General features: G+C 40.0%; 19 protein-coding genes. 17 read left to right on the top strand and 2 right to left on the bottom strand.

Annotation, left to right across the window (positions count from 1 at the left end; translation table 11 throughout):
* Positions 1–27: 27 nt before the first annotated feature.
* Positions 28–402 carry a helix-turn-helix domain-containing protein gene (locus tag BLT35_RS06290; RefSeq protein ID WP_062406761.1) on the bottom strand — a complete coding sequence of 125 codons (375 nt, stop codon included), beginning with the start codon at positions 400–402 and terminating at the stop codon, positions 28–30.
* Between the two features lie 1,172 nt (positions 403–1,574).
* On the opposite strand from BLT35_RS06290, the gene BLT35_RS06285 reads away from it, so the two are divergent.
* From BLT35_RS06285 to BLT35_RS06210, 16 genes are all read left to right on the top strand, one after another.
* Positions 1,575–2,333: a YveK family protein gene (locus BLT35_RS06285; RefSeq protein WP_054817084.1), complete on the top strand. Its 759-nt coding sequence runs from the start codon at positions 1,575–1,577 to the stop codon at positions 2,331–2,333.
* On the top strand, positions 2,317–3,012 hold the full coding sequence (locus BLT35_RS06280) for a CpsD/CapB family tyrosine-protein kinase (RefSeq protein ID WP_054817085.1): 696 nt from the start codon (positions 2,317–2,319) through the stop codon (positions 3,010–3,012). The genes BLT35_RS06285 and BLT35_RS06280 overlap by 17 nt, the downstream gene beginning before the upstream one ends.
* 264 nt (positions 3,013–3,276) lie before the next feature.
* Positions 3,277–4,182 carry a UTP--glucose-1-phosphate uridylyltransferase GalU gene (galU, locus tag BLT35_RS06275; protein WP_062406767.1) on the top strand — a complete coding sequence of 302 codons (906 nt, stop codon included), beginning with the start codon at positions 3,277–3,279 and terminating at the stop codon, positions 4,180–4,182.
* The gene (locus BLT35_RS06270) at positions 4,179–4,868 is read left to right on the top strand and encodes a sugar transferase (protein ID WP_062406769.1); all 690 of its coding nucleotides are present in this window, start codon (positions 4,179–4,181) and stop codon (positions 4,866–4,868) included. The genes galU and BLT35_RS06270 overlap by 4 nt, the downstream gene beginning before the upstream one ends.
* A gap of 26 nt (positions 4,869–4,894) precedes the next feature.
* Complete coding sequence (locus tag BLT35_RS06265; protein WP_062406771.1) at positions 4,895–6,163, top strand: glycosyltransferase; 1,269 nt, start codon at positions 4,895–4,897, stop codon at positions 6,161–6,163.
* Positions 6,164–6,185: 22 nt separating this feature from the next.
* On the top strand, positions 6,186–7,415 hold the full coding sequence (locus tag BLT35_RS06260; RefSeq protein WP_074727310.1) for a hypothetical protein: 1,230 nt from the start codon (positions 6,186–6,188) through the stop codon (positions 7,413–7,415).
* A 15-nt stretch (positions 7,416–7,430) separates the two neighbouring features.
* Positions 7,431–9,758 carry a glycosyltransferase gene (locus BLT35_RS06255; protein ID WP_074727309.1) on the top strand — a complete coding sequence of 776 codons (2,328 nt, stop codon included), beginning with the start codon at positions 7,431–7,433 and terminating at the stop codon, positions 9,756–9,758.
* Positions 9,759–9,844: 86 nt separating this feature from the next.
* Positions 9,845–10,975: a glycosyltransferase family 4 protein gene (locus BLT35_RS06250; RefSeq protein WP_074727308.1), complete on the top strand. Its 1,131-nt coding sequence runs from the start codon at positions 9,845–9,847 to the stop codon at positions 10,973–10,975.
* Positions 10,976–11,035: 60 nt separating this feature from the next.
* Positions 11,036–11,935 (top strand): glycosyltransferase family 2 protein, encoded by a 900-nt coding sequence (locus BLT35_RS06245; RefSeq protein WP_062406779.1) that lies wholly within the window; start codon positions 11,036–11,038, stop codon positions 11,933–11,935.
* A gap of 68 nt (positions 11,936–12,003) precedes the next feature.
* Positions 12,004–13,341 (top strand): UDP-glucose dehydrogenase family protein, encoded by a 1,338-nt coding sequence (locus tag BLT35_RS06240; RefSeq protein ID WP_054817093.1) that lies wholly within the window; start codon positions 12,004–12,006, stop codon positions 13,339–13,341.
* Positions 13,342–13,414: 73 nt separating this feature from the next.
* Positions 13,415–14,725 (top strand): lipopolysaccharide biosynthesis protein, encoded by a 1,311-nt coding sequence (locus BLT35_RS06235; RefSeq protein ID WP_175471940.1) that lies wholly within the window; start codon positions 13,415–13,417, stop codon positions 14,723–14,725.
* Positions 14,722–15,696, top strand: a complete 975-nt coding sequence (locus BLT35_RS06230) for a polysaccharide pyruvyl transferase family protein (protein ID WP_062406783.1) — start codon at positions 14,722–14,724, stop codon at positions 15,694–15,696. Before BLT35_RS06235 ends, BLT35_RS06230 begins: the two co-directional genes overlap by 4 nt.
* A gap of 103 nt (positions 15,697–15,799) precedes the next feature.
* Entirely contained in the window at positions 15,800–17,176 is a 1,377-nt protein-coding gene (locus BLT35_RS06225) for a sugar phosphate nucleotidyltransferase (RefSeq protein ID WP_062406784.1), read from the top strand.
* Positions 17,177–17,240: 64 nt separating this feature from the next.
* Positions 17,241–17,759, top strand: coding sequence for a VanZ family protein (locus BLT35_RS06220; protein ID WP_074727348.1), 519 nt, complete (start codon positions 17,241–17,243; stop codon positions 17,757–17,759).
* Between the two features lie 41 nt (positions 17,760–17,800).
* The gene (locus tag BLT35_RS06215) at positions 17,801–18,751 is read left to right on the top strand and encodes a synaptonemal complex protein 1 (protein ID WP_175471938.1); all 951 of its coding nucleotides are present in this window, start codon (positions 17,801–17,803) and stop codon (positions 18,749–18,751) included.
* Between the two features lie 44 nt (positions 18,752–18,795).
* On the top strand, positions 18,796–19,113 hold the full coding sequence (locus tag BLT35_RS06210) for a helix-turn-helix domain-containing protein (RefSeq protein WP_062406790.1): 318 nt from the start codon (positions 18,796–18,798) through the stop codon (positions 19,111–19,113).
* 24 nt (positions 19,114–19,137) lie between these two features.
* On the opposite strand, the gene BLT35_RS06205 is transcribed toward BLT35_RS06210, so the two are convergent.
* Positions 19,138–19,902 carry a metallophosphoesterase gene (locus BLT35_RS06205; RefSeq protein ID WP_054817099.1) on the bottom strand — a complete coding sequence of 255 codons (765 nt, stop codon included), beginning with the start codon at positions 19,900–19,902 and terminating at the stop codon, positions 19,138–19,140.
* Between the two features lie 219 nt (positions 19,903–20,121).
* On the opposite strand from BLT35_RS06205, the gene BLT35_RS06200 reads away from it, so the two are divergent.
* Entirely contained in the window at positions 20,122–20,301 is a 180-nt protein-coding gene (locus BLT35_RS06200) for a hypothetical protein (protein ID WP_054817100.1), read from the top strand.
* The last annotated feature ends 62 nt before the right edge of the window (positions 20,302–20,363 follow it).

Here is a 20,363-nt window from a genome sequence, read left to right as displayed (position 1 = left end):
GTAATGTATCGTATGGATTGATGTCGATTAGTTATTATTGATGGAACGTTCAGCACGGACAAAAGCGATAAATCTTTTGGCCTCTTCCGGGGTGAGTTTTTTACCGTCAATGGTCAGTGAGAATTTTTCTAAAATGTTGTCGTCGGATAATTCCAGGCTGTCCACGAATTTTCTGACTTCATCGTCAAGCACTATATGAGGATCATCGGTTCTTCCAAGCAAATAATCAATAGATACGTTGAAGAAGCCGGCAATTTTCGTGATCGTGTCATAGTCCGGCGCTCTTCTGTTGTTTTCATAGTGGGATAGAGAAGCGCGAGTGATACCAAGTTTTGCAGATAATTCCTCTTGCGTCATTGCGTGTTTTTCTCTGAGTGAAGCAATGCGCTCCCCATACTTCATGTAACCTAACCCCCGTTTAAAACTGTATTGATCTATCAATAATAAAAAAACGCTACATTATATTATACCACGAATTCACAAGAAAAAATGATGAAAATCACTTGACAATAATAAAGATATGGAATTTAGTTCTGAACACATTATTATTACATTATGTGTCAAAAGTAATTATCTTAATCCATTCTACCTAAAATCATTTGCTAAGGGAAGATGTCTGATAAATTAATCTGTTGATGTCATGTTTCAGCCGTATAAGCAGAGTCCGGGACTTCCTTGGCCGGCCTAACAAGCAATTTTAATGAGCAGTCCGGAATATGAATGGAATATACATTAGATAAAGGATCCGGCTGCCGGAGTTTAGCATACAAAACCGAAAGCATTCGTCGTCCAAAGCCGCATTTTAACTGGGCCGGAGAACATTTCCATCTGGAATCGGACTGAAGCGATAAATCCAATGGACAATTCGATGGCCGTCTCATTTTTCATGTCACCGGTATTTTATCCTGATACCGGGAGGATCCATGAGAGACGGCAGGATGAAGTATGATCTTCTCTCAAGTATAGTTCCTTCTTTTTAAATAATCTATGTGACCACTTTCTCATATAAACGAATCTTTAGGAAAATCCTCCTGTTTTTGTGTGTATTGAGTTTCATTTCGACATGAATCGGCATTATAATCGTTTGACAAGATACATAATGTATCATAAAGTGATAATATACAAATTCAAGAAATACTAGAGAATTCCAGTTGAGAATTCCAAAAATCGGATGATCAAAGGGAGAGTTCAATGTGAGAAATCAAGAATCCAGCCACACCAAAATTCAATTGGATGTCAATAAAGTCTTGTCACAGCTTCATTTGGGCAACGGCAAGTATTCCCATGCTCTCTTCAATGTTCAGAATGCATCACGATCCTCATCTAACATGATGGCTCTCCGGAATTCAGGGTACCAGAAAAATGAAAATATGAATTGACATGATACATAAAGTATCGTAAATTTGATGTGTGCTGTACGTTATAAGATACGTTTAGTATCGTGTTGATGGTAATGTATGTTCTTATGTAAGAACAGTTTCAAAGAGGAGGGAAATAATGACGTAAACATTTAGATACAAAATGTAACATTACACACAGGTTAGTCAAAAATCTAATGGATGCGGAGAGTATACATGGAATTAGAACTCAAGGAATATTTTAATATCATCAAAAAACGGATCTGGATGTTAGTCGTTATTGTGCTTGTATCCTGCATTACAACCGGCATTGTCAGTTACTATTATTTGAAGCCCGTATATTCGGCCAGCACCAAGCTGATCGTCAATAAATCGAATGAAATCAGCGGGCTTGACACGTTAACGACCGATCTTGTCCGATCCAATATCATGCTTGTGAACACTTACAAGGAAATCATGAAGACACCGGCTATTTTGGATTATGTAGCAGCCGATTATCCGGAACTGGAAATGACCACGGAGCAGCTGATCAATAAGATCAAGGTAAGCTCCGTCAATGATACGCAGGTGATCACAGTCAGTGCAGAGGATTATTCGCATGCGAAAGCGGTGATGATCGTCAATGCGGTCTCGGAGGTGTTCAAGAGCCAAATCCCGCAAATCATGAAAGTCGATAATGTCATGATACTGAATGCGGCAAAGCAGGTTGAACATCCGGTGCCGGTAAAGCCTCAACCGGAACTTAACTTGGTCATCGCTTTCGTGGTTTCGTTAATGGCGGCTATTGGTCTCATCTTTTTGTTGGAATATCTGGACGATACGATCAAGACAGAAGCGGATGTTCAGAATTACTTGCAGCTGCCTGTACTGGTCACGATTAACAAATTTCATAAGGATGAATTCAAAAACAACAAGATAGATGAATCATTAAACCAGCAGCAAGTAGGTGAAAAATCATATGCCAACCTCAACTAGGAACTACAACATTATTACCGATGTGAATCCGAAATCGTATATTTCAGAAGCGTATCGGACACTCCGAACGAATATCCAGTTCTCAACGATCGATAACCATATTAGAAGTATTATCGTTACATCGCCGGAACCGTCCGAAGGCAAGTCAACCACCATTACGAATCTGGCTGTTGCATTCGCCCAGGAAGGCAAGAAAGTGGTCCTTGTTGATGCGGATCTCCGCAAACCGACACTGCATCACTTCTTTATGAAGTCAAATCGCATCGGGTTGTCAAATCTATTGGCAGGACAGTTCACGTTACAGCAAGCGATCTCTGACACCCATATCGATAATCTGTCGTTGATCTGCTCCGGGCCTGTCCCCCCCAATCCGGCGGAAATGTTAAATTCCAAACGGTTGGAGCAGCAGCTTGAAGAACTTAAAAAGATGTTCGATATCATTCTGTTCGATGCGCCGCCTACGCTTGCGGTAACGGATGCTCAGGTGCTGTCTACCAAATGCGATGGGGTGGTGTTCGTACTCAATAGCGGAAAAGTCAAGCGGGATACGGCACGTAAAGCAATAGACCGGTTAAACCATGTGAATGCGAAGATATTAGGCGTTGTTCTGAACAACAAGGATCGTAACAAGAACGAAAGTCCTTACTATTACTACTATGGTCCGAACGATAAAAAGTAACTAGGCTTAGAAGAATCTATAGGTAATGTCTACTGCACCTATATCACTGTAGGCACTCGGTCATGCTGTGGGCGGTGCGCCGCCTTAGACGTATATCGTCGAGGGTGTGATGTGAGGAGGGGTTAGATGCCCTGTATACATAAAACTGCAAGCTATGTTGTTTTCTTAATGTAAAACGACATAGCTTGCAATTTTATATTGGCAGCATGGGTTGTATTCTTAATTACTAGATAAAAATAGATTATTATTCGGGAGGTAAAAGAGATGAAAAAAGTAAGAAAAGCTATCATTCCTGCTGCCGGATTGGGTACCCGTTTCTTGCCGGCCACCAAGGCGATGCCAAAGGAAATGCTCCCCATCGTGGATAAGCCTACGATCCAGTACATTGTTGAAGAAGCAGTTCAATCAGGCATTGAAGATATTATCATTGTAACCGGCAAGGGAAAACGAGCGATTGAGGATCATTTTGATAACGCCTTTGAATTGGAACAAAATCTTTTGGAGAAGGGAAAGCTGGAGCTGCTGAAAGAAGTGCAGCATTCTTCGAAGATTGTAGACATTCATTATATTCGTCAAAAAGAGGCCAAGGGTTTAGGACATGCGGTATGGTGCGCAAGGAAATTTATCGGCGACGAACCGTTTGCTGTACTGCTGGGCGATGATATTGTCCATTCGGCCCCTCCTTGCCTGGAGCAGTTGATTGATCAATATAACCAAACCGGTAGCTCTGTGATTGGAGTACAGCCGGTATCCCAAGAGGAAACCAGCCGTTATGGCATTATTGATCCGTTGGAACGCGAAGGGCGATTGTATCAAGTGAAAAATTTTGTAGAGAAGCCGGCGAAGGGGAAGGCTCCATCGAACCTTGCGATCATGGGGAGATACATATTGACTCCGGAAATCTTTAATATTTTGGCGGAACAAAAGATTGGCGCAGGCGGAGAAATCCAGCTGACGGATGCGATTCAGAAGCTGAATACGATGCAGAAGGTATATGCCTATCATTTTGAAGGCATTCGCTACGATGTTGGCGAGAAATTGGGTTTTATTTTGACCACTTTAGATTTTGCATTAATGAATAAGGAATTAAGAATGCCATTGCTAAATGCCCTCGAGGAGATTCTAAATCGAAAAATACTTTTGTTGGGTAAAAAGGAGTCGGTTTTATGAGTTCTTCTGATTTAGAAGTGGCTGTAGAAAGAAGTCAACATAAGACGGCACAACTAAGTGATGCTATTACCAGGGATCTGGCATTATATCTTTTTGTCAAAAGAGTAATGGATGTCGTCTTATCATCGATTGGACTCATACTTCTTCTACCTCTTTTTATTCTGATAAGCATATGGATCAAATTGGATGATTGGAAAGGGCCTGTGTTTTTTAAGCAGGTTCGAATCGGCAAAAACGGCAAAAAATTTGTTATGTATAAATTTCGTTCTATGGTAAATAACGCGGAAGAGATGTTATCTGACCTATTAAGTCAAAACGAAGTTAGCGGTGCCATGTTTAAGATGAAGGATGATCCCAGAGTCACATGGGTTGGAAAATTTATAAGAAAGACAAGTATCGATGAACTGCCTCAATTATGGAATGTATTGAAAGGTGAAATGAGTCTTGTCGGACCCAGACCTCCCCTTCCGAGAGAAGTGGAGGAATATACGACCTATGATAAACAAAGATTGCTTGTTACACCTGGTTGTACCGGGTTATGGCAAGTGAGCGGAAGGAGCAATATCGGGTTTAAGGAAATGGTGGAGCTTGATTTGAAATACATTCGGGAGCGTTCGATTTTATTTGATATCAAGATCATTCTTAAAACGATTTTTGTTTTGTTTGGTTCAAAACATGCATTTTAGTGCATTAGCAGAAGGATGAAAATGATATGAATAAAATATTATTTATCACGAATAGACTCCCGTTTCCTAAAACAGACGGGAGGAAAAATATACTCTCTCAATATTGTGAGCAAATTAAGGAAATATACCCGGATTGCTCCATTGTCAACTTATCTTTTGTAGATGAAAAAAAACATCTAAATGAGAAGCCCGATTTTATTTCCAAGGTTATTGAATTAGATCCACCCCATTTCTTTGAGAAAATATACAATGTCGTGATTCATTCCTTTATAAGAAGGAAATGGCCTATTCAAGTAGCTGTTTATTACAGCAGATCTACACATCATAGAATCAAAAAGATTATTGAACATGAAAAGCCGGATTTTATATTTTACGATATGGTACGGCTTGCGGAGTATATTGTTCAATGTGAATCACAGACAATTATGAGCTACGATGATCTCTTATCACTTCGCTACAAAAGACAGCTGCAATGGATCAAGTATACGCCCTCGCTATTGGGTAGTTTTGCCTATAAACTGCCTAAGGTCATTAGGCCGCTGTTCAACATGAAATATTTTCAATCACTCCTGCTAAAATTTGAATCTTATTTGTTAGTTAAGTATGAAGTTGAAGTTGCCAAAGTATTTGATAAGCTCATTTTTACTTCTCCAAAAGAGGCAAGGGAGTTCCAGCTTCTAACCACACACCCCGTTTGTATGGGGATACCGATGGTGTTTGAAACGAAGAACAGAATGGATAAGCGAAGCATTGACAAGAATAAAATTGTCTTTGTCGGAAAAATGGATATTCCTCATAACATTTCCGCTGTTCTTTATTTTTACAACAAGATCTGGCCTAAAGTAAAAATGCATAGTCCCAATGCAAAATTTTATATCATAGGAAAATCTCCTGCTCCCGAAATTTCTGAATTGGCACGACAGAAAGACATTATTGTAACCGGAGAAATGGAAAACATCTTTGAAGCCATTCAAGATGCGGCTGTGTTTGTTGCTCCGTTATTATTTGGGACAGGAATTAAAACCAAGGTCATTGAAGCCATGTCGATAGGGATTCCGGTTGTAGCCACTACCATCGGAGCTGAAGGAATATTTTATGGAGAGAATAAGGGCTTATTTGTAACGGATGATAGTGAAGAGTTTGTTGAGTATATATTAAAACTGATGAATAATGTCGAATTGAATTATGAGGTTACAAACAATGGTTACAAGTTAATCGATGAATATTACTCAAAAACAAGAAGTATATCGAGATGGGATGAACTGTTGAATAATCAATGCATAACCCACAGTTAGGTTCAAGGAAAGGAAATGTACAATGTTACCGGAAGATCCGAAAAGATTAAGAAAAACTTATTTTCTTTACGGTTTCCTGCTGTTTTTTATTGTGTTTAGCCAGAGATTCGCTCTTCCGTTAGGAGACAAGCAATTACCAATGATTATTCCGGTCATTTATGGAGTAATAATCATACTTATCATTCAAAAGACACTTGTTTTAGATAAAGTAAAATTCATACTTTTTTATTTGTTTACCGTATTGATGTTATCCCTGTTGTTATTTCAAAATGAATATTCCCATTTTTCAGTTATTTACATTCTTATCTGCTACGCGCCTTTTGTACTGATCCAAAAAGAAATAACCGAAAAGCTCCACAGAGACCTATTAATCTTATTTCAAAAATTAATGTTTGCTGCCGCAATGATCGGGATCATCCAATTCGTACTGCAGGCAGTTCATATTTGGAAATTCCAAGATTATTTTAATTTGCTGCCGGCCCAGTTCGTTCAACAGCATTATCAAAACCCTTATCCAATTCAATGGGGCTCAAGTATTTACAAATCCAACGGTATCTTTTTTTTGGAACCATCATTTTATTCGCAATTTTTAGCAGTGGCTATCATCATCGAGCTGATCTATTTCAAACGAATCAAATCCATATTCATCTATTTGTTGGGATTACTCTCCTCATTTTCGGGGACAGGAATTCTGCTTTTATGCGTGAGTGTTCCTTTTATTATTTATCGCATGAAATTATGGAAATTATTTGTAATGGCTGGGGTTTTATTTATTTTTTCTTTCCTGTATATCAATAGTGAATACTCCTCGGCACTCATTAGTAGATACGGTGAATTTAATTCTTCGCAATCCAGTGCCTTTCAACGATTTATCGGGCCTTACAAAGCATTCGATGAAATTAAACGTTCAGATGCTACGTTATTAATCAAGGGAATAGGTATAGGCAAAGTGGATGAGTATGATTTGGCATTTAAAGCCAACTTCTCCACCATTGCAAAGTTGCTTTATGAATATGGTTTAATTGTCGGCATCGTATTTTTGATATTTATTATCTATTCGATGACACGTGTAGAATCTAAGGCACTTTCTTTTTCATTCCTTTTTATGTATTTGATTCTTTCGGGCAGCTTGCTCCAGCCTCAAACCATATATTTAATTTATACCTTAACATTAGTTTGCAGCAGCCTGAAAATAGAGAAAGAATCTCCTGTATTCGTTTCGGATAAGTTATTACGACCAGATCCTTCTTAATGAGGTTAAAATTAAATGAAAAACATTTTATTTTTAACACATCTTTATCCGTATCCCCCCAATGACGGCGGGAAGATTGTCAGCTTTAATACACTAAAGCATTTGGCGGAATATGGTCATCATATCACGGTGTGCACCTTTTACTCAAAAGAAAAAGATGACTTAAGCACTTTCCCGCTGGAAATGCAAGTGTATGGAGTGCCGGTTGACTATGCCAATACATTAGGAGGTGGAATGAAAAACCTGATCTCGCCTTTGTCCTACAACATGGAGAAGTACGTGAATCGGCAGATGAGAGAATTGGTTTTTTCATTATTATCTGAGCTGAATATCGACATTGTTTACGTGGATCATCTGCATATGGCTTATTACGGGAGGCTTATTAAACAAACCTATCCCCATTTGATAGTGGTGTTGAGACAGCATAATGTGGAAAGCCTGATCATGAAAAGAGTGGCAGAGGAAGAACGAAACCCGATTAAGAAACTGTATTTTCAGATGCAGTATGCAAAGCTTAACGCTTACGAAAGCAGTATTTGTGCTGATTTTGACGAGTGCATTATGATTACGCAGGAAGATTTGAATTTAATGGAAAAAATGAATCATCGTGTTAGATTAAGTTTACTGCCTGCAGGGGTTGATATGAATAAATATGTTCCTCTGGATTACCGGCAAAATGAATGGCCGACGATAACCTTTCTAGGTTCATTGGCTTGGATGCCTAATATTCAAGGGGTTACGTGGTTTATGGAAAACGTGTTTCCATCATTGCTGCGTCAAGTACCCAATATCCAATTTTATATTGTCGGTAAGAATCCTCCGGAAAGCATCGTGAAATATGAATCGCAATATCCAAAGAATGTTCATGTTACCGGTTTTGTCGAAGATGAAAGACCCTACATTGCCGCTTCAGACGTTTTCGTCGTTCCATTAAAAATTGGCGGCGGGATGAGAATTAAAATATTAAATGCGTTGGCGATGAAAAAACCGGTCGTAACTACAAGTATCGGTGCAGAGGGGATACATTTAAAGGAAGGCAGCTTCGAAGTAGCAGACAGCTCTGCAGATATGGAGAAAACAATATTGAAGTTGTTGAACAATAAAGATCTGGCCGGGCAAATGGGGGAATTAGGATATCAGGAAGTGCAAGCCCATTATTCAAATCAGCTCATATTGGAAAAGCATGCCGCTAACCTGGATCATTTCGATTCTCCCGTTCATGATCATAAGATGAATGTGATGTATGTGACTCATTCCAAGAAGAAGGGTGGAGCCGAGCAAAGTCTGATTCATCTTATCAATCATATGGACACAAGCCTGTATAACATTTATTTGCTTTGTCCGCAGGATACCGAATATGTAGATGAAATTAAAACTCCTCATAAACGGCTGCATATGGAATTGGGGAGCATCAAAAAAAACATTGCAGCTTATATTCAACGAAATATGGCAATCATTCATTTGGTCAGGAAGCACAACATTCATATTGTTCATGCCAATGGTTGGAGAGCTCCATGGTATGTACTATTTGCCAAATACTTCACAAAAGCGAAAACCATTTGGCATCATAGAGATGCAATGGAATCCAAATTTTATACATGGCTGCTCCCCCATTTTTTCGATCAAGTCATTTGTATATCGGATTTCGTAAAAAGCACGATAAAAGTAAAGAGAAAGTGTGCTGTTGTATATAACGGAATTGAGCAAAAAAATGATGCAAGCTTAGAGAAGCAAAGAAAATTTAAAGAAGATGGTATATTAGTCATTGGAGTAATTGGGAGAATCGTTGAGTGGAAAAGATATGACTATATCATCAAGGCGCTCTCCATATTTACCCGAAAATTCAACATCACCAATTGGAAGCTTAACATTTATGGCGATACGGCCGTAGATGGGTCCGATGTTTATTTACAGCAGCTGAAAGATCTGGTAGCAGAATTAGGGCTTGAATACAACATTAATTTTAAAGGTCATACCCGTACACCGATTAAAGCTATGGGTGAATGTGATGTGACGATTAATTTCTCGGATAAAGAGCCATTCGGTCGAGTCATCATAGAGTCATTGCTTGCAAAAACCCCGGTAATCGTTGCGAATTCCGGAGGAGCACACGAAATTATTGCAAGGACTGAAGGAGGTTTTATTTGTCAGGACGGAGATATTGATCATTTGGCACATCAAATTAAAGAAATCTATGATTTAAGCGAGCATCAGTACGAAAGCCTATCTTCAACAGGATATGAAAATGTCAAAAAATTTTTTGATGCAAAAAATAAATCCAGAGATGTTTCACAAATCTATAATCGACTGACCAAGAAAGCTTTCCTGTCGCAGCATATGTAATAGGATATTCAAATCGATGACCAAATGATGATTGCAGACATGAGGCAACCGTCTTAACCATCATTCGTCAGTAAAAAGGAGGTATTATGAAAAAGCGGCTGTTTGTCAGTATTGATTTCCCGCCGGAAGCCGGCGGTATACAAAATTACGTTCATGGCATCATTTCGAATTTAAATCCTGCCGATTCGTTTGTACTGACACACACACACGAAAAGGCAAAAGAATTTGATCATGAACAAACATATAAAATATTTCGTACTTCAATGAAGGGCAATAAGTTTAAAAATGTCCTCGTACTGTTCAAATTAATCATATACTTGATTTATTTAAAGTACAAAATCAAATATGATGAAATCCACTTTGGGAATGTCTATCCCATTGGCCTTGTCGGGCCTATAGCCAAATGGGTATTGCATGTTGATTATTACTGCTATACTCACGGGTTGGACATTTTAAGTTTGAAAAACACCAAAAGAACATATCAATCCTTATTATTTATATTAAGACACTCGAAAAAAATCATTTGCAACAGCAAGTATACGAGTGAAAAAGTGAAGGAGATGGGTTTTTCTAATGAAAATATCGTCATCGTTCAACCAGGAATCCATGAAAAACCAGATGTAAAGCATAATTTAACAGAGATTAAAGACCGCTATGATTTGCATAACAAAAAAGTCATATTAACGGTTTCCAGGTTGGTTGAACGTAAAGGCCATGACGTTGTTCTAAAAGCTCTAAAGACGATATGCAGAGATAATCCTGATATTCGGTATGTCATATGCGGTGACGGTCCTTATAGGAAAACATTGGAAAAAATAGCGAATGACTATGGGTTGAACCAAAGCGTGATATTTACAGGAACCTTGGATAATGATGAGCTTGAAGGCTTATATTTATGCTCGAATATCTTTATCATGCCAAGCAGAGAAATTAAAGAAAATGGCGATGTAGAAGGATTCGGAATCGTATTCCTGGAAGCCAATTATTATGGCCTGCCGGTCATTGGAGGAAACAGCGGCGGAATTCCTGAAGCGGTATTGGATCAAACCACGGGTTTTCTTGTAGATCCGTTGAATGCGGAAGAGATCCGTGTGAAGTTAAAAGAACTGCTGACAAATGAAGCATTGGCAAAACAAATGGGAGAAAACGGAAAAAAATGGGTTGTTGAGAAATGTTTTTGGAAGCACAGAGTGAAAATCATCGAACAGTTAAACTAATGAAATGAATCCAACGGAATAAAGTTGGATTTAATCTAAATAAGATAAGAGGCTGTTAAAATGAAAGTAACTGTGGCCATATGTACCTTTAACCGGGCGGAATATTTGGAAAAAACAATAAACAGTGTGCTGGTACAGTCCTATCCTGATACAGAATACGAAATTCTCATTATCGATAATAATTCCACGGATCATACAGCCCAATTAGTGATGCCCATTGTAGAAAAAGAGCATCATGTCAGGTATGTCCTGGAAGTCAATAAAGGCTTGTCTTATGCCAGAAATCGAGCTATTGCAGAGGCAAAGGGCGAGTTTATTTTATTTTTGGATGATGATGCGACTGCTTGTCAGGATTGGATACGACACATCTTGGATTGCTTTCAAGATGAGAAGGTTGCCTGCGTAGGTGGGAAAATCAATCCGGTTTGGGAAAAGTCCGTTCCAACCTGGCTGCCTGAAAGGTATTACTCTTTGTATACCATACTGGACTACTCGGATAAAGTCACTGAAATGGATCACAATTCCATACCTTTCGGAGCGAATGTTGCGTTTAGAAAAGACGTCCTCAAGAAATATGGCTGCTTTCGAACGGATTTGGGGCGAGTAGGGAATAATTTGCTTTCGGGAGAAGAATCGGAACTGATCCGTAAAATACGGAAGGATTACATCATTATGTATACTCCGTATGCTTTTGTCAATCATACGATCGCTTCTAATCGAATCAATAAAAAGTGGTTTCTCAGAAGATTATACTGGCAGGGCGTAAGCGATGTAATCAGGGTGGAAAAAAAGTTAAAAAGACTCAAGTTTTTCATTGGTTCCAACATTAGAATCGTTTTTTACCTTGTTTACATCCTTTTCAACTTATCAGAGAAGAAGAAAACAATCCATATTTTGGCAAAACTAATGTATAGATTAGGGGTTGTACGTTATACACTGACTTCGGTAATGAAAAGATGAGATCAACCGGAGATAAATAGAAAATGATCAGTTCGGGAGAGTAACAAAAACGGATAGAGGGTGTTTATATGAATATAAGTGTGATAGGTGTAGGTTACGTTGGCCTTGTTTCCGGCGTTTGTTTTTCTGAACTTGGAAACAAGGTGATTTGTGTTGATAAAGACATAACGAAAATAGAGATGCTGAAGCGCGGCGAGGTACCCATTTATGAACCGGGTTTGAAAGAACTTATAGACAAAAACGTAAAAGCCGGACGTCTGTCTTTTACTAATGAATTGTCTGAATCGGTGCAAGCATCGGAGATTATTATCATTGCAGTCGGTACTCCATCATTGCCAAACGGTGAGGCGAATTTACAGTATATAGAGCAGGCAGCAAGAGAAATTGCGCTGGCGATCAACGAATATAAAGTCATCATGACCAAAAGTACGGTTCCTGTAGGAACCAATGAAAAGATCGCACAAATGATATATGAATTGACAGAACATCCGTTTGACGTCGTTTCTGTACCCGAATTCCTCAGAGAAGGATCCGCCATTAAGGACACCTTGTATCCGGATCGCATTATCATTGGAACGGATAGCAAGCCGGCGGAACAAAAAGCGGTGGAACTGCATTCAACTCTCACGGACCAGATTATCGTTACAGATATTCGAAGCGCGGAAATGATCAAATATGCCTCCAACGCCTTCCTCGCAACTAAAATTTCATTTATCAATGAGATAGCAAATATTTGCGAAAAAGTGAACGCCGATGTCACACTTGTTGCCAAAGGAATGGGGCTGGATAAACGTATAGGTCCATCCTTCTTAAATGCCGGGATCGGCTACGGCGGATCATGCTTTCCTAAAGATACGGAAGCATTAATTCAGATTGCCGGAAATGCCAATTATGAATTTAAGTTGTTGAAGTCCGTTGTCGAAGTAAACAAACATCAAAGATTCAATGTCATTAATAAACTTGAAGATCTATTGGGGAACCTTTCTTCCAAAACCATTGGGATTTGGGGATTAGCATTCAAACCCAATACCGATGATGTAAGAGATGCTCCGTCTATTGAAATTGTTGAAACACTAATCAAGAAAGGTTGTATAATCAAAGTTTATGACCCGATCGCAATAAATAACTTTAGAAAAGTTGTCAACCATGAGAACATTGTTTGGTGTGACAGTATAACAGATGCAGCCATCGATTGCCATGGCGTCTGCTTGTTGACCGAATGGAACGAGTTCAAAGAAGTTGACTTGAAAAACATAGAAAAATTGATGAAGCTGCCGGTATTTATTGACGGCAGAAACGTGTATGCCAAGGAACGCATCGAAGAGACCGGATTGAATTATTACTCGATCGGCAGACCTGACGTGAATCAGAGTCATATTGCAGATTTCATCGAAAGAGTAAAATGACGGATTATATTAAGTTCTTGTGGAGTGTGTGATGAGCTTACTATCAAGAAGAACCAAATTTTTTGGGAACGGCATGTTCGGCACCATCGTTCAAACGATGTTTTTCAATGTATTTATTTTGGCGGTTACAGTATTAACTACTGTAATCACAGCAAGAATGCTGGGGGTTGAAGGAAGAGGAGTGTTAGCGGCGGCGTTATTTTGGCCGGGTTTCTTATCCAGTTTAATTAATCTCGGACTGCCCAATTCACTAATCTACCATATGAAAAAGGGCGGCAAAGATAATATACAAACTTATCTGTTATACTCCGTATTTATTCAATTCCCGGCAAGTGTTGTTGTAGGCGGGATCGCCTGGTGGCAGATGCCGGCTTGGATGGCGAAATATCCGCCTGTTATTATTGAATTATCACAATCTTTAATTGTATTTCATATTTTTTTACTGTTGGTAACCAATCTTTTATTGGCGGTTTTTCAGAGTCTCGACAAGTTCAAAATATACAATCTGATTCGGTTTTCCGTTCCTACGTTTAATATTATAGGACTTGTTTTGTTGTGGCAGTTAGGTAAACTTACGGTTTACTCTGCGATTCTCAATAACTTCCTGGTTAGTTTCCTAGTGACTGTATGGGCGATCTACCTAATGATTCGCGAGATCAAAGATAAATGGAAATGGGAATGGGAATGGAACAACTCGCTGCTTGTTCCTTTTACACGTTATGGTCTTAGGGTCTTTATCCTGGAACTGTTGGGAGTACTCTCAGGGCAGCTGGACAAAATCATTATTATTACTCTGCTTACCCCCCGCGAATTCGGCCTGTATTCTGTTGCTTTTACGTTATCCCGAGTATTTAACGTATTGCAAACCGCGGTCAGCAATGTCATATTTCCGAAAGTGACAGGACTGGATCAATCCGATATTGTTACCAAAGTGAGCAGGGGCTTCCGGATCTCAATGATCATCATGGGCATGATTATCATTCCTTTTATTTTATTGGGGCCCTTTCTGATTCAGCTGTTTCTCGGAAAAGATTTTATCAGTTCCAGCTTCATATTTTATCTATTATCCTGGGAGTGTGTGATCGGAGGAGGATCATGGATATTGGCACAGGCTTTTAATGCACTTGGCAGACCAGGATTAATTGTTGTAAGACAAGCCATTGCTTTAATCGTAACGGTAGGCTTGTTTTTTATTCTGGCTCCGATCTGGGGCTTGATTGGAATAAGTATCGCTTTGTTAACCGGAGCGATGATTCGGCTGGCCATAACGTTGGTTTCGTTCCCCATCGTTTTGAAAATTCCCCTTAAACAAGTAATATACAACAAAGATGATTATCAATACTTGAAAAGTGTACTTAATTTAAAGAGGAGGGGACTTGTATGAATGCCATACACCCTATGCAGGAGATCAAGGAAAAACTCAAACAAATTTTAAAGGTAGTCCCTCCAAAAACAGAAATTTGTTATATTGATTACCCCGTTTATAATAACGTTGGCGATCTGCTGATCATGAAAGGAACAGAGGCGTTTTTTAGGGATAACCAATATAAGGTGAAAGCAAGGTTCAGTTGTATTAATTTTAAAAAAGGGATGTATATTCCCAAGGAGTGGACAATCGTACTTCAAGGCGGAGGCAATCTTGGAGACATGTATTTACAGCATCAGTCATTAAGGGAATATATTATCGACAATTATCCGGAGCACCGTATTGTCATCCTGCCCCAAACGATTTATTTCAAAAGCGAAAATGAATTCAATAAAACAGCAGTCATATTCAATAGGCATAAGGATTTGCATGTTTTTGTAAGAGACGCAAACAACTATGAAATGGCAAAGAAAAAGTTTCATAAGTGTTTCGTGTATTTATGTCCTGATATGGCCCATCACTTGTGGCCAATGAAACCAACCGGCAAGGCGGAAAAGGAAGAGCTTCATTTTCTGAGAACCGATATTGAAATCAATCATTCGTATCAAAAGGATGTAAGTTCTACACATGACCAAAAGGATTGGTCAACATTATTGACGCCACTCGATAGAAAAATAACAAGAATGTTTATGAAGTTGCATAAAATGGATCGTGCTGTTGGCAATATACTTCCCGTACAACCGTTTTGGTATAAATACGCTGATTATCTGGTGAGTAAATCGGTCAAGTTTTTTAGTACGTACCATAAAGTGAGAACTTCCAGGCTTCATGGACATATATTAGCATGTCTTTTGGATAAGGAAAATATATTGTTAGATAATTCTTATGGTAAGAATTCGAACTATTATCTAACCTGGACCTATAAATATCCATCGGCGAAATTGGATGGAGAAATAAATATGCAGCAGCAGGAGTCCGTTGCTCCATGACTCATGACATAACGAAGACATTGTTCGACATAGAAAAGGAAGCAGCTTTTTTGTGCAAGCCCAGTTTTTATTTATATTGTTTAAAATCAGAGGAGTGGATTCTATGAAACTTGTATTATTATCCGGAGGTTCAGGCAAACGCCTTTGGCCATTATCCAACGATTCCAGATCGAAGCAATTCCTTAAAGTGCTGAAAAATTCAAACCAGGAATTGGAATCCATGGTGCAAAGGGTTTGGGGGCAGATATCCGCCGCCGGACTTTCGAACCAGTCGTACATCATAACCGGTCTGGGACAAGTAGAAATGATTTACAGCCAACTGGGCCACGAGGTGAATGTCGTATGTGAACCGAACCGCCGCGATACTTTTCCCGCAATCGCCTTAATGTCCACCTATCTTTATTCTATTGTTGGTGTAAGTTTGCAGGAGGTCATTACGGTTTTGCCTGTCGATCCTTACGTAGAAGATCACTTTTTCCACAAAGTAAAGGAGTTGGAATCGATCGTCCATGATTCAGGCGCGGATATAGCACTTATGGGCGTAAAGCCTACGTATCCTTCCGAAAAGTATGGGTATATCGTTCCGGATAAATCGCAAAATGAAGTCTTGACACCATACAGGACTGTTGATCATTTTAGAGAAAAACCTCACGAAGACCAAGCCAAACTTTTGATTGAACAAGGTGCGCTTTGGAATTGTGGGGTTTTTGCATTTAGATTAGATTATGTGATCAACATGCTGATACAGAGAGGGCTGCCGATTCAATATGAAGAGCTGGTGAAGCATTATGATGCTCTTCCGAAACTAAGCTTTGATTATGAAGTAGTGGAGAAGGCTAAACACATTGTTGTGGCGCCGTATGACGGTTTCTGGAAGGATCTTGGAACCTGGAATACATTAACGGAAGAGATTGAAACACAGCAAATAGGAAGCGGGATAATCAGTGCGGATTCAAAGAACACACATCTGATTAATGAGTTGGAAATACCGGTAACGATCATAGGTTGTTCCAATTTGGTTGTCGCTGTTAGTCCGGACGGCATATTGGTTTCAGATAAATCGGCTAGCGCCAAAATAAAAGAAATTATGAAGGATATTGAGCAAAGACCTATGTTCGAAGAAAGGCGTTGGGGTTGGTATAGAGTATTAGATTACACGAAAAAAGACGGTAAAGAAGTGTTAACCAAACGGATCGGAGTACATGCGGGGAAAAACTTGAGCTACCAGCTCCATCTGAAGCGAAGTGAAGCATGGACGATCATATCGGGTGAAGGCGAACTTGTGCTTAATGATAAATTGATTCATGTAGCCGCGGGAGATGTAATTCAAATCCCGGTACGGGCAAGACACAGTATAAGGGCCATTACGGATCTGGAAATCATTGAAGTACAGAGCGGCAACGAGCTGGTAGAAGAGGACATCGTCCGGTTATATATGAATTGGGCAGATATTGAAAGACAGTGTGTGAAAATGAGCTAATTTCCGCAGCTTATGAAGCCGTTCAGTCAGTGAATTCAATGAAAAGGATGCGTAACGTTTGAGAATGAAAAGACGCAGAAGGAGCGTGTCCTTCTGGAACCATTGGATTCCGCTCCTCTGTTGGATGACGGTAATTTTCCTGATGTCGGCCCAGCCCCATGAAAAGCAGGATCTGAAACCATGGCTTCAAAATAGTAAGGCAGAACAAGTCGTGAAAGAGCGTTTTTCAGGAGTACAGCTGAACTATGGCGGGAAAGAGATCAGTGTGCATAAGAATGGGGCTGCCGCGTTTATGGAGTTTTTCATTCGAAAGCTGGCTCATATCATGGAATATATGGTCTTAGGTTTTCTTGTATTCCGATTGTCGGCAAGAATAATACACAGGAAGGCGAAAGTACACATGGTTCTTTCCCTTCTTTTTTGCGGGATATACGCGGGTTTGGATGAGATGCATCAGATCTATACGGCCGGCAGGACGCCGATGATATCGGATGTTATCCTGGATACTTGCGGGGCTGCCTTTGGAATCATGACTTATTATTTATGCAAACAAATGATAGAAAGAAGTGGTGATACGGTTTGAGTGGAATTCTAAAACGACCGTCGCGTTGGTTTAAATGGAGTTTGCTGATCTTATTGGCAATCGCCCTTGGTTTCATGATTTACATTAGCTACATGTACTGGATGATTCGTTCAACAACGATTGAAGATATAGTGCAGCGTCAGCATGTGCAAGAGGACAACGGTAAATTGAAGGAACCGGAAAGCACATCTCCTATATTGGGGAATACGCTGGAAAAAGCCAATGAATTCGCCAATAAACCGATCAGCAAGCAGGATGCGATGGATGCAGCGGCGATTCTGTTAAATTCGGGCTTGTCCATGCGGGATATTTATTTCTTGCTTGGCCAGGCTACCGATAAGCTGAACAATGAGGAAAAACAACATATACGGGATTTACTGCTTCAAAAACTCAGTCAACAGGAAATAGATGCCTTGAAAGCTATCACCGGCAAATATGGTAAAAACCTCATTATTTTGGACCCCAACTATCCTATTGAATTAGTGGGCGTTTATGATGAGGAAGAGCGCAAGAAGATTAAAAAGGAGCTTGAAGCACGTAAGAAACAGCAGAGCAGTACGGAAGAGCCGCCGACCCAATCCACCTCTGCTCCCCCTGAGGCTGCTCCTTCCGCTCCTTCTGCAAACCAGCGGGATCCTAAATCAGGAATTACGGCAGAAATCGAGAACAAATATAGAGCAGAGCTGGAGAAGCTCAAGAATACATGCCAGGCTGAAGCTAACGGGATCGTAAATGAAATTTCGGCAGCTATGGGTGATCAGGAGCAATTGGATAATGATGCACTTCAAACAATCAAGGACAAATATTTCAAAAAAATAGCTGATGCGGAGAAACGGTGCAGCGGGCAAGTCGATCGTATTATTCAGAACGCAAAACAAGAACTGCGCGATGCCGGTTTAAACGATACCGGACCGAACGCGTGGAAGCAGGAGTATGAATCGCTCAAAAGCCAAGCACAATCCAAGGCGCTAAGTCGATTGCAAAACAGTTGACTAAAATCAATGGATACTAATTTATCTAATTTAAAGGTGATATTATGATTGGAAAGCGTATACAAAAACTGAGGCAGAAAAAGCGTTTGTCACTCTCGGAACTTGCGAGCCGGGCTGGAGTGGCCAAATCGTATTTGAGCTCCATCGAAAGAAATATTCAACATAATCCTTCCATCGAGTTTTTACACAAAATTGCTGTAGTTCTTAGTGTAGATATTCATAACCTTATTAGAGAAGAAGGACAGTGTGAGGTCGAATATCTGGAGAAGGAATGGGTTCAATTGGTTAGGGAGGTACGGGCCTCCGGCTTAAGTATTGACGAGGTCAGGAGCTGTTTGAGCCAATATAACAGTCATGCTTAGGCGGTCTAGTTGGTATAAGGGGCTTTATAAAAAGTGCAAAGTAACTTCGCTTCGGACAAGAAAACGAGCATTGACTCCAGTCTGCCCCATCCCCTTGGAGATATAATAGGTTCCGTATGGCCCTCGATGCAGCCCCTTATAAATTCCCATAGCAGGCAGCTTTCCCATTGGTCGAAGCCGATAAAAGAAAGGGATATTCAATTGCTTGCCGTGGAGATGCCCCGCCATAAGATAATCAAACCGCTCCCTCATCTCGAGTACAATATTAGGGTCATGGGTAATCACAATGCGCGGGCGGCCGGTGTTTGTTCCATGAAAGGATTCGCCGATACGACTTTTGCCGCTGTCGTAGTCGTCGATCCCGATGAGTTCAAACCCGGGAAGCCGAACCGATTCATTACGCAGAAGATGGATTCCGCTTTGCTGAAGCAGCTTGATGAGTTTGCTCACTTTCCGCTGTTGATAATCGTGATTTCCGAGCACGCCAAAGGCAGGGATGCCGCTTGCTTGGAACACGTTCAGATAACGCTTCAATAAAGGAAGGTACGCTTCCAGCTTTGTATAATCTCCCGTAAGGAACAGATAGTCCGGCCGCTCCTGTTGTATGACCCTTCTTAATTGCTCGGGACGAATCCGAAGCCGTTCTATATGCATATCGCTGATTTGTAATATTTTTATGTTTAATCCCAGCGAGTGTCTGACTTTCTCCACCTTCAACCATTGAGTCGGAAAAATAAACAGCAGATAACAAGCGGCAATGGCAAGGATGATCCCCCATAAAATCGACAAACGTCTCGTTTCTCCCTTCATGCACCATTTAGTATCATATTACTATAATTCCAACGGATTAGATACATAATGTTTCGGCTTTATGAAGAAATGCCAGCCTATGATAGTCAAAATGATTTAATTTATAAATCTTTTTTTTCTACCGACATCCTTCGAGTTACTTTTTAGTATAAAGCTGGTAAGGTTACCTCTGTAAACCTATATCGGAGGTATGCGGAATTGAACTTTTTCAAATGGTCCATCGTAGTGCTGTTGTTCGTGGCAAATATCGCGGTTATCGTGTTTGGGAAAAAGCATTTTGAGAATCAAGCTTCTGCGGCTGGCGGCTACGTGCAGACCGACACAGCCAGTGTTCAACAGACGGTTTATGAAGATTCTATTAATCGGGTGGTCAAATAATGAATAATAAAATTGAAATTGACGTTCAGAAAATACTGGTATCCTTAAATTTGGGTACAAGG

It is taken from the genome of Paenibacillus naphthalenovorans, from assembly GCF_900099895.1.
In the GTDB taxonomy this organism is placed as follows: domain Bacteria; phylum Bacillota; class Bacilli; order Paenibacillales; family NBRC-103111; genus Paenibacillus_G; species Paenibacillus_G naphthalenovorans.
The sequence above is the reverse complement of the archived record's forward strand: the minus strand, read 5'-3'. Positions and strand labels throughout refer to the sequence as shown.

Bases quoted from the DNA above. Each gene is read 5' to 3' on its own strand.
- BLT35_RS06265 (WP_062406771.1), top strand. From the start codon at position 4,895: ATGAATAAAATATTATTTATCACGAATAGACTCCCGTTTCCTAAAACA.
- BLT35_RS06255 (WP_074727309.1), top strand. From the start codon at position 7,431: ATGAAAAACATTTTATTTTTAACACATCTTTATCCGTATCCCCCCAAT.
- BLT35_RS06240 (WP_054817093.1), top strand. From the start codon at position 12,004: ATGAATATAAGTGTGATAGGTGTAGGTTACGTTGGCCTTGTTTCCGGC.
- BLT35_RS06210 (WP_062406790.1), top strand. From the start codon at position 18,796: ATGATTGGAAAGCGTATACAAAAACTGAGGCAGAAAAAGCGTTTGTCA.
- BLT35_RS06245 (WP_062406779.1), top strand. From the start codon at position 11,036: ATGAAAGTAACTGTGGCCATATGTACCTTTAACCGGGCGGAATATTTG.
- BLT35_RS06235 (WP_175471940.1), top strand. From the start codon at position 13,415: ATGTTCGGCACCATCGTTCAAACGATGTTTTTCAATGTATTTATTTTG.
- BLT35_RS06230 (WP_062406783.1), top strand. From the start codon at position 14,722: ATGAATGCCATACACCCTATGCAGGAGATCAAGGAAAAACTCAAACAA.
- galU (WP_062406767.1), top strand. From the start codon at position 3,277: ATGAAAAAAGTAAGAAAAGCTATCATTCCTGCTGCCGGATTGGGTACC.
- BLT35_RS06290 (WP_062406761.1), bottom strand. From the start codon at position 402: ATGAAGTATGGGGAGCGCATTGCTTCACTCAGAGAAAAACACGCAATG.
- BLT35_RS06285 (WP_054817084.1), top strand. From the start codon at position 1,575: ATGGAATTAGAACTCAAGGAATATTTTAATATCATCAAAAAACGGATC.
- BLT35_RS06270 (WP_062406769.1), top strand. From the start codon at position 4,179: ATGAGTTCTTCTGATTTAGAAGTGGCTGTAGAAAGAAGTCAACATAAG.
- BLT35_RS06260 (WP_074727310.1), top strand. From the start codon at position 6,186: ATGTTACCGGAAGATCCGAAAAGATTAAGAAAAACTTATTTTCTTTAC.
- BLT35_RS06225 (WP_062406784.1), top strand. From the start codon at position 15,800: ATGAAACTTGTATTATTATCCGGAGGTTCAGGCAAACGCCTTTGGCCA.
- BLT35_RS06280 (WP_054817085.1), top strand. From the start codon at position 2,317: ATGCCAACCTCAACTAGGAACTACAACATTATTACCGATGTGAATCCG.
- BLT35_RS06250 (WP_074727308.1), top strand. From the start codon at position 9,845: ATGAAAAAGCGGCTGTTTGTCAGTATTGATTTCCCGCCGGAAGCCGGC.
- BLT35_RS06220 (WP_074727348.1), top strand. From the start codon at position 17,241: ATGAAAAGACGCAGAAGGAGCGTGTCCTTCTGGAACCATTGGATTCCG.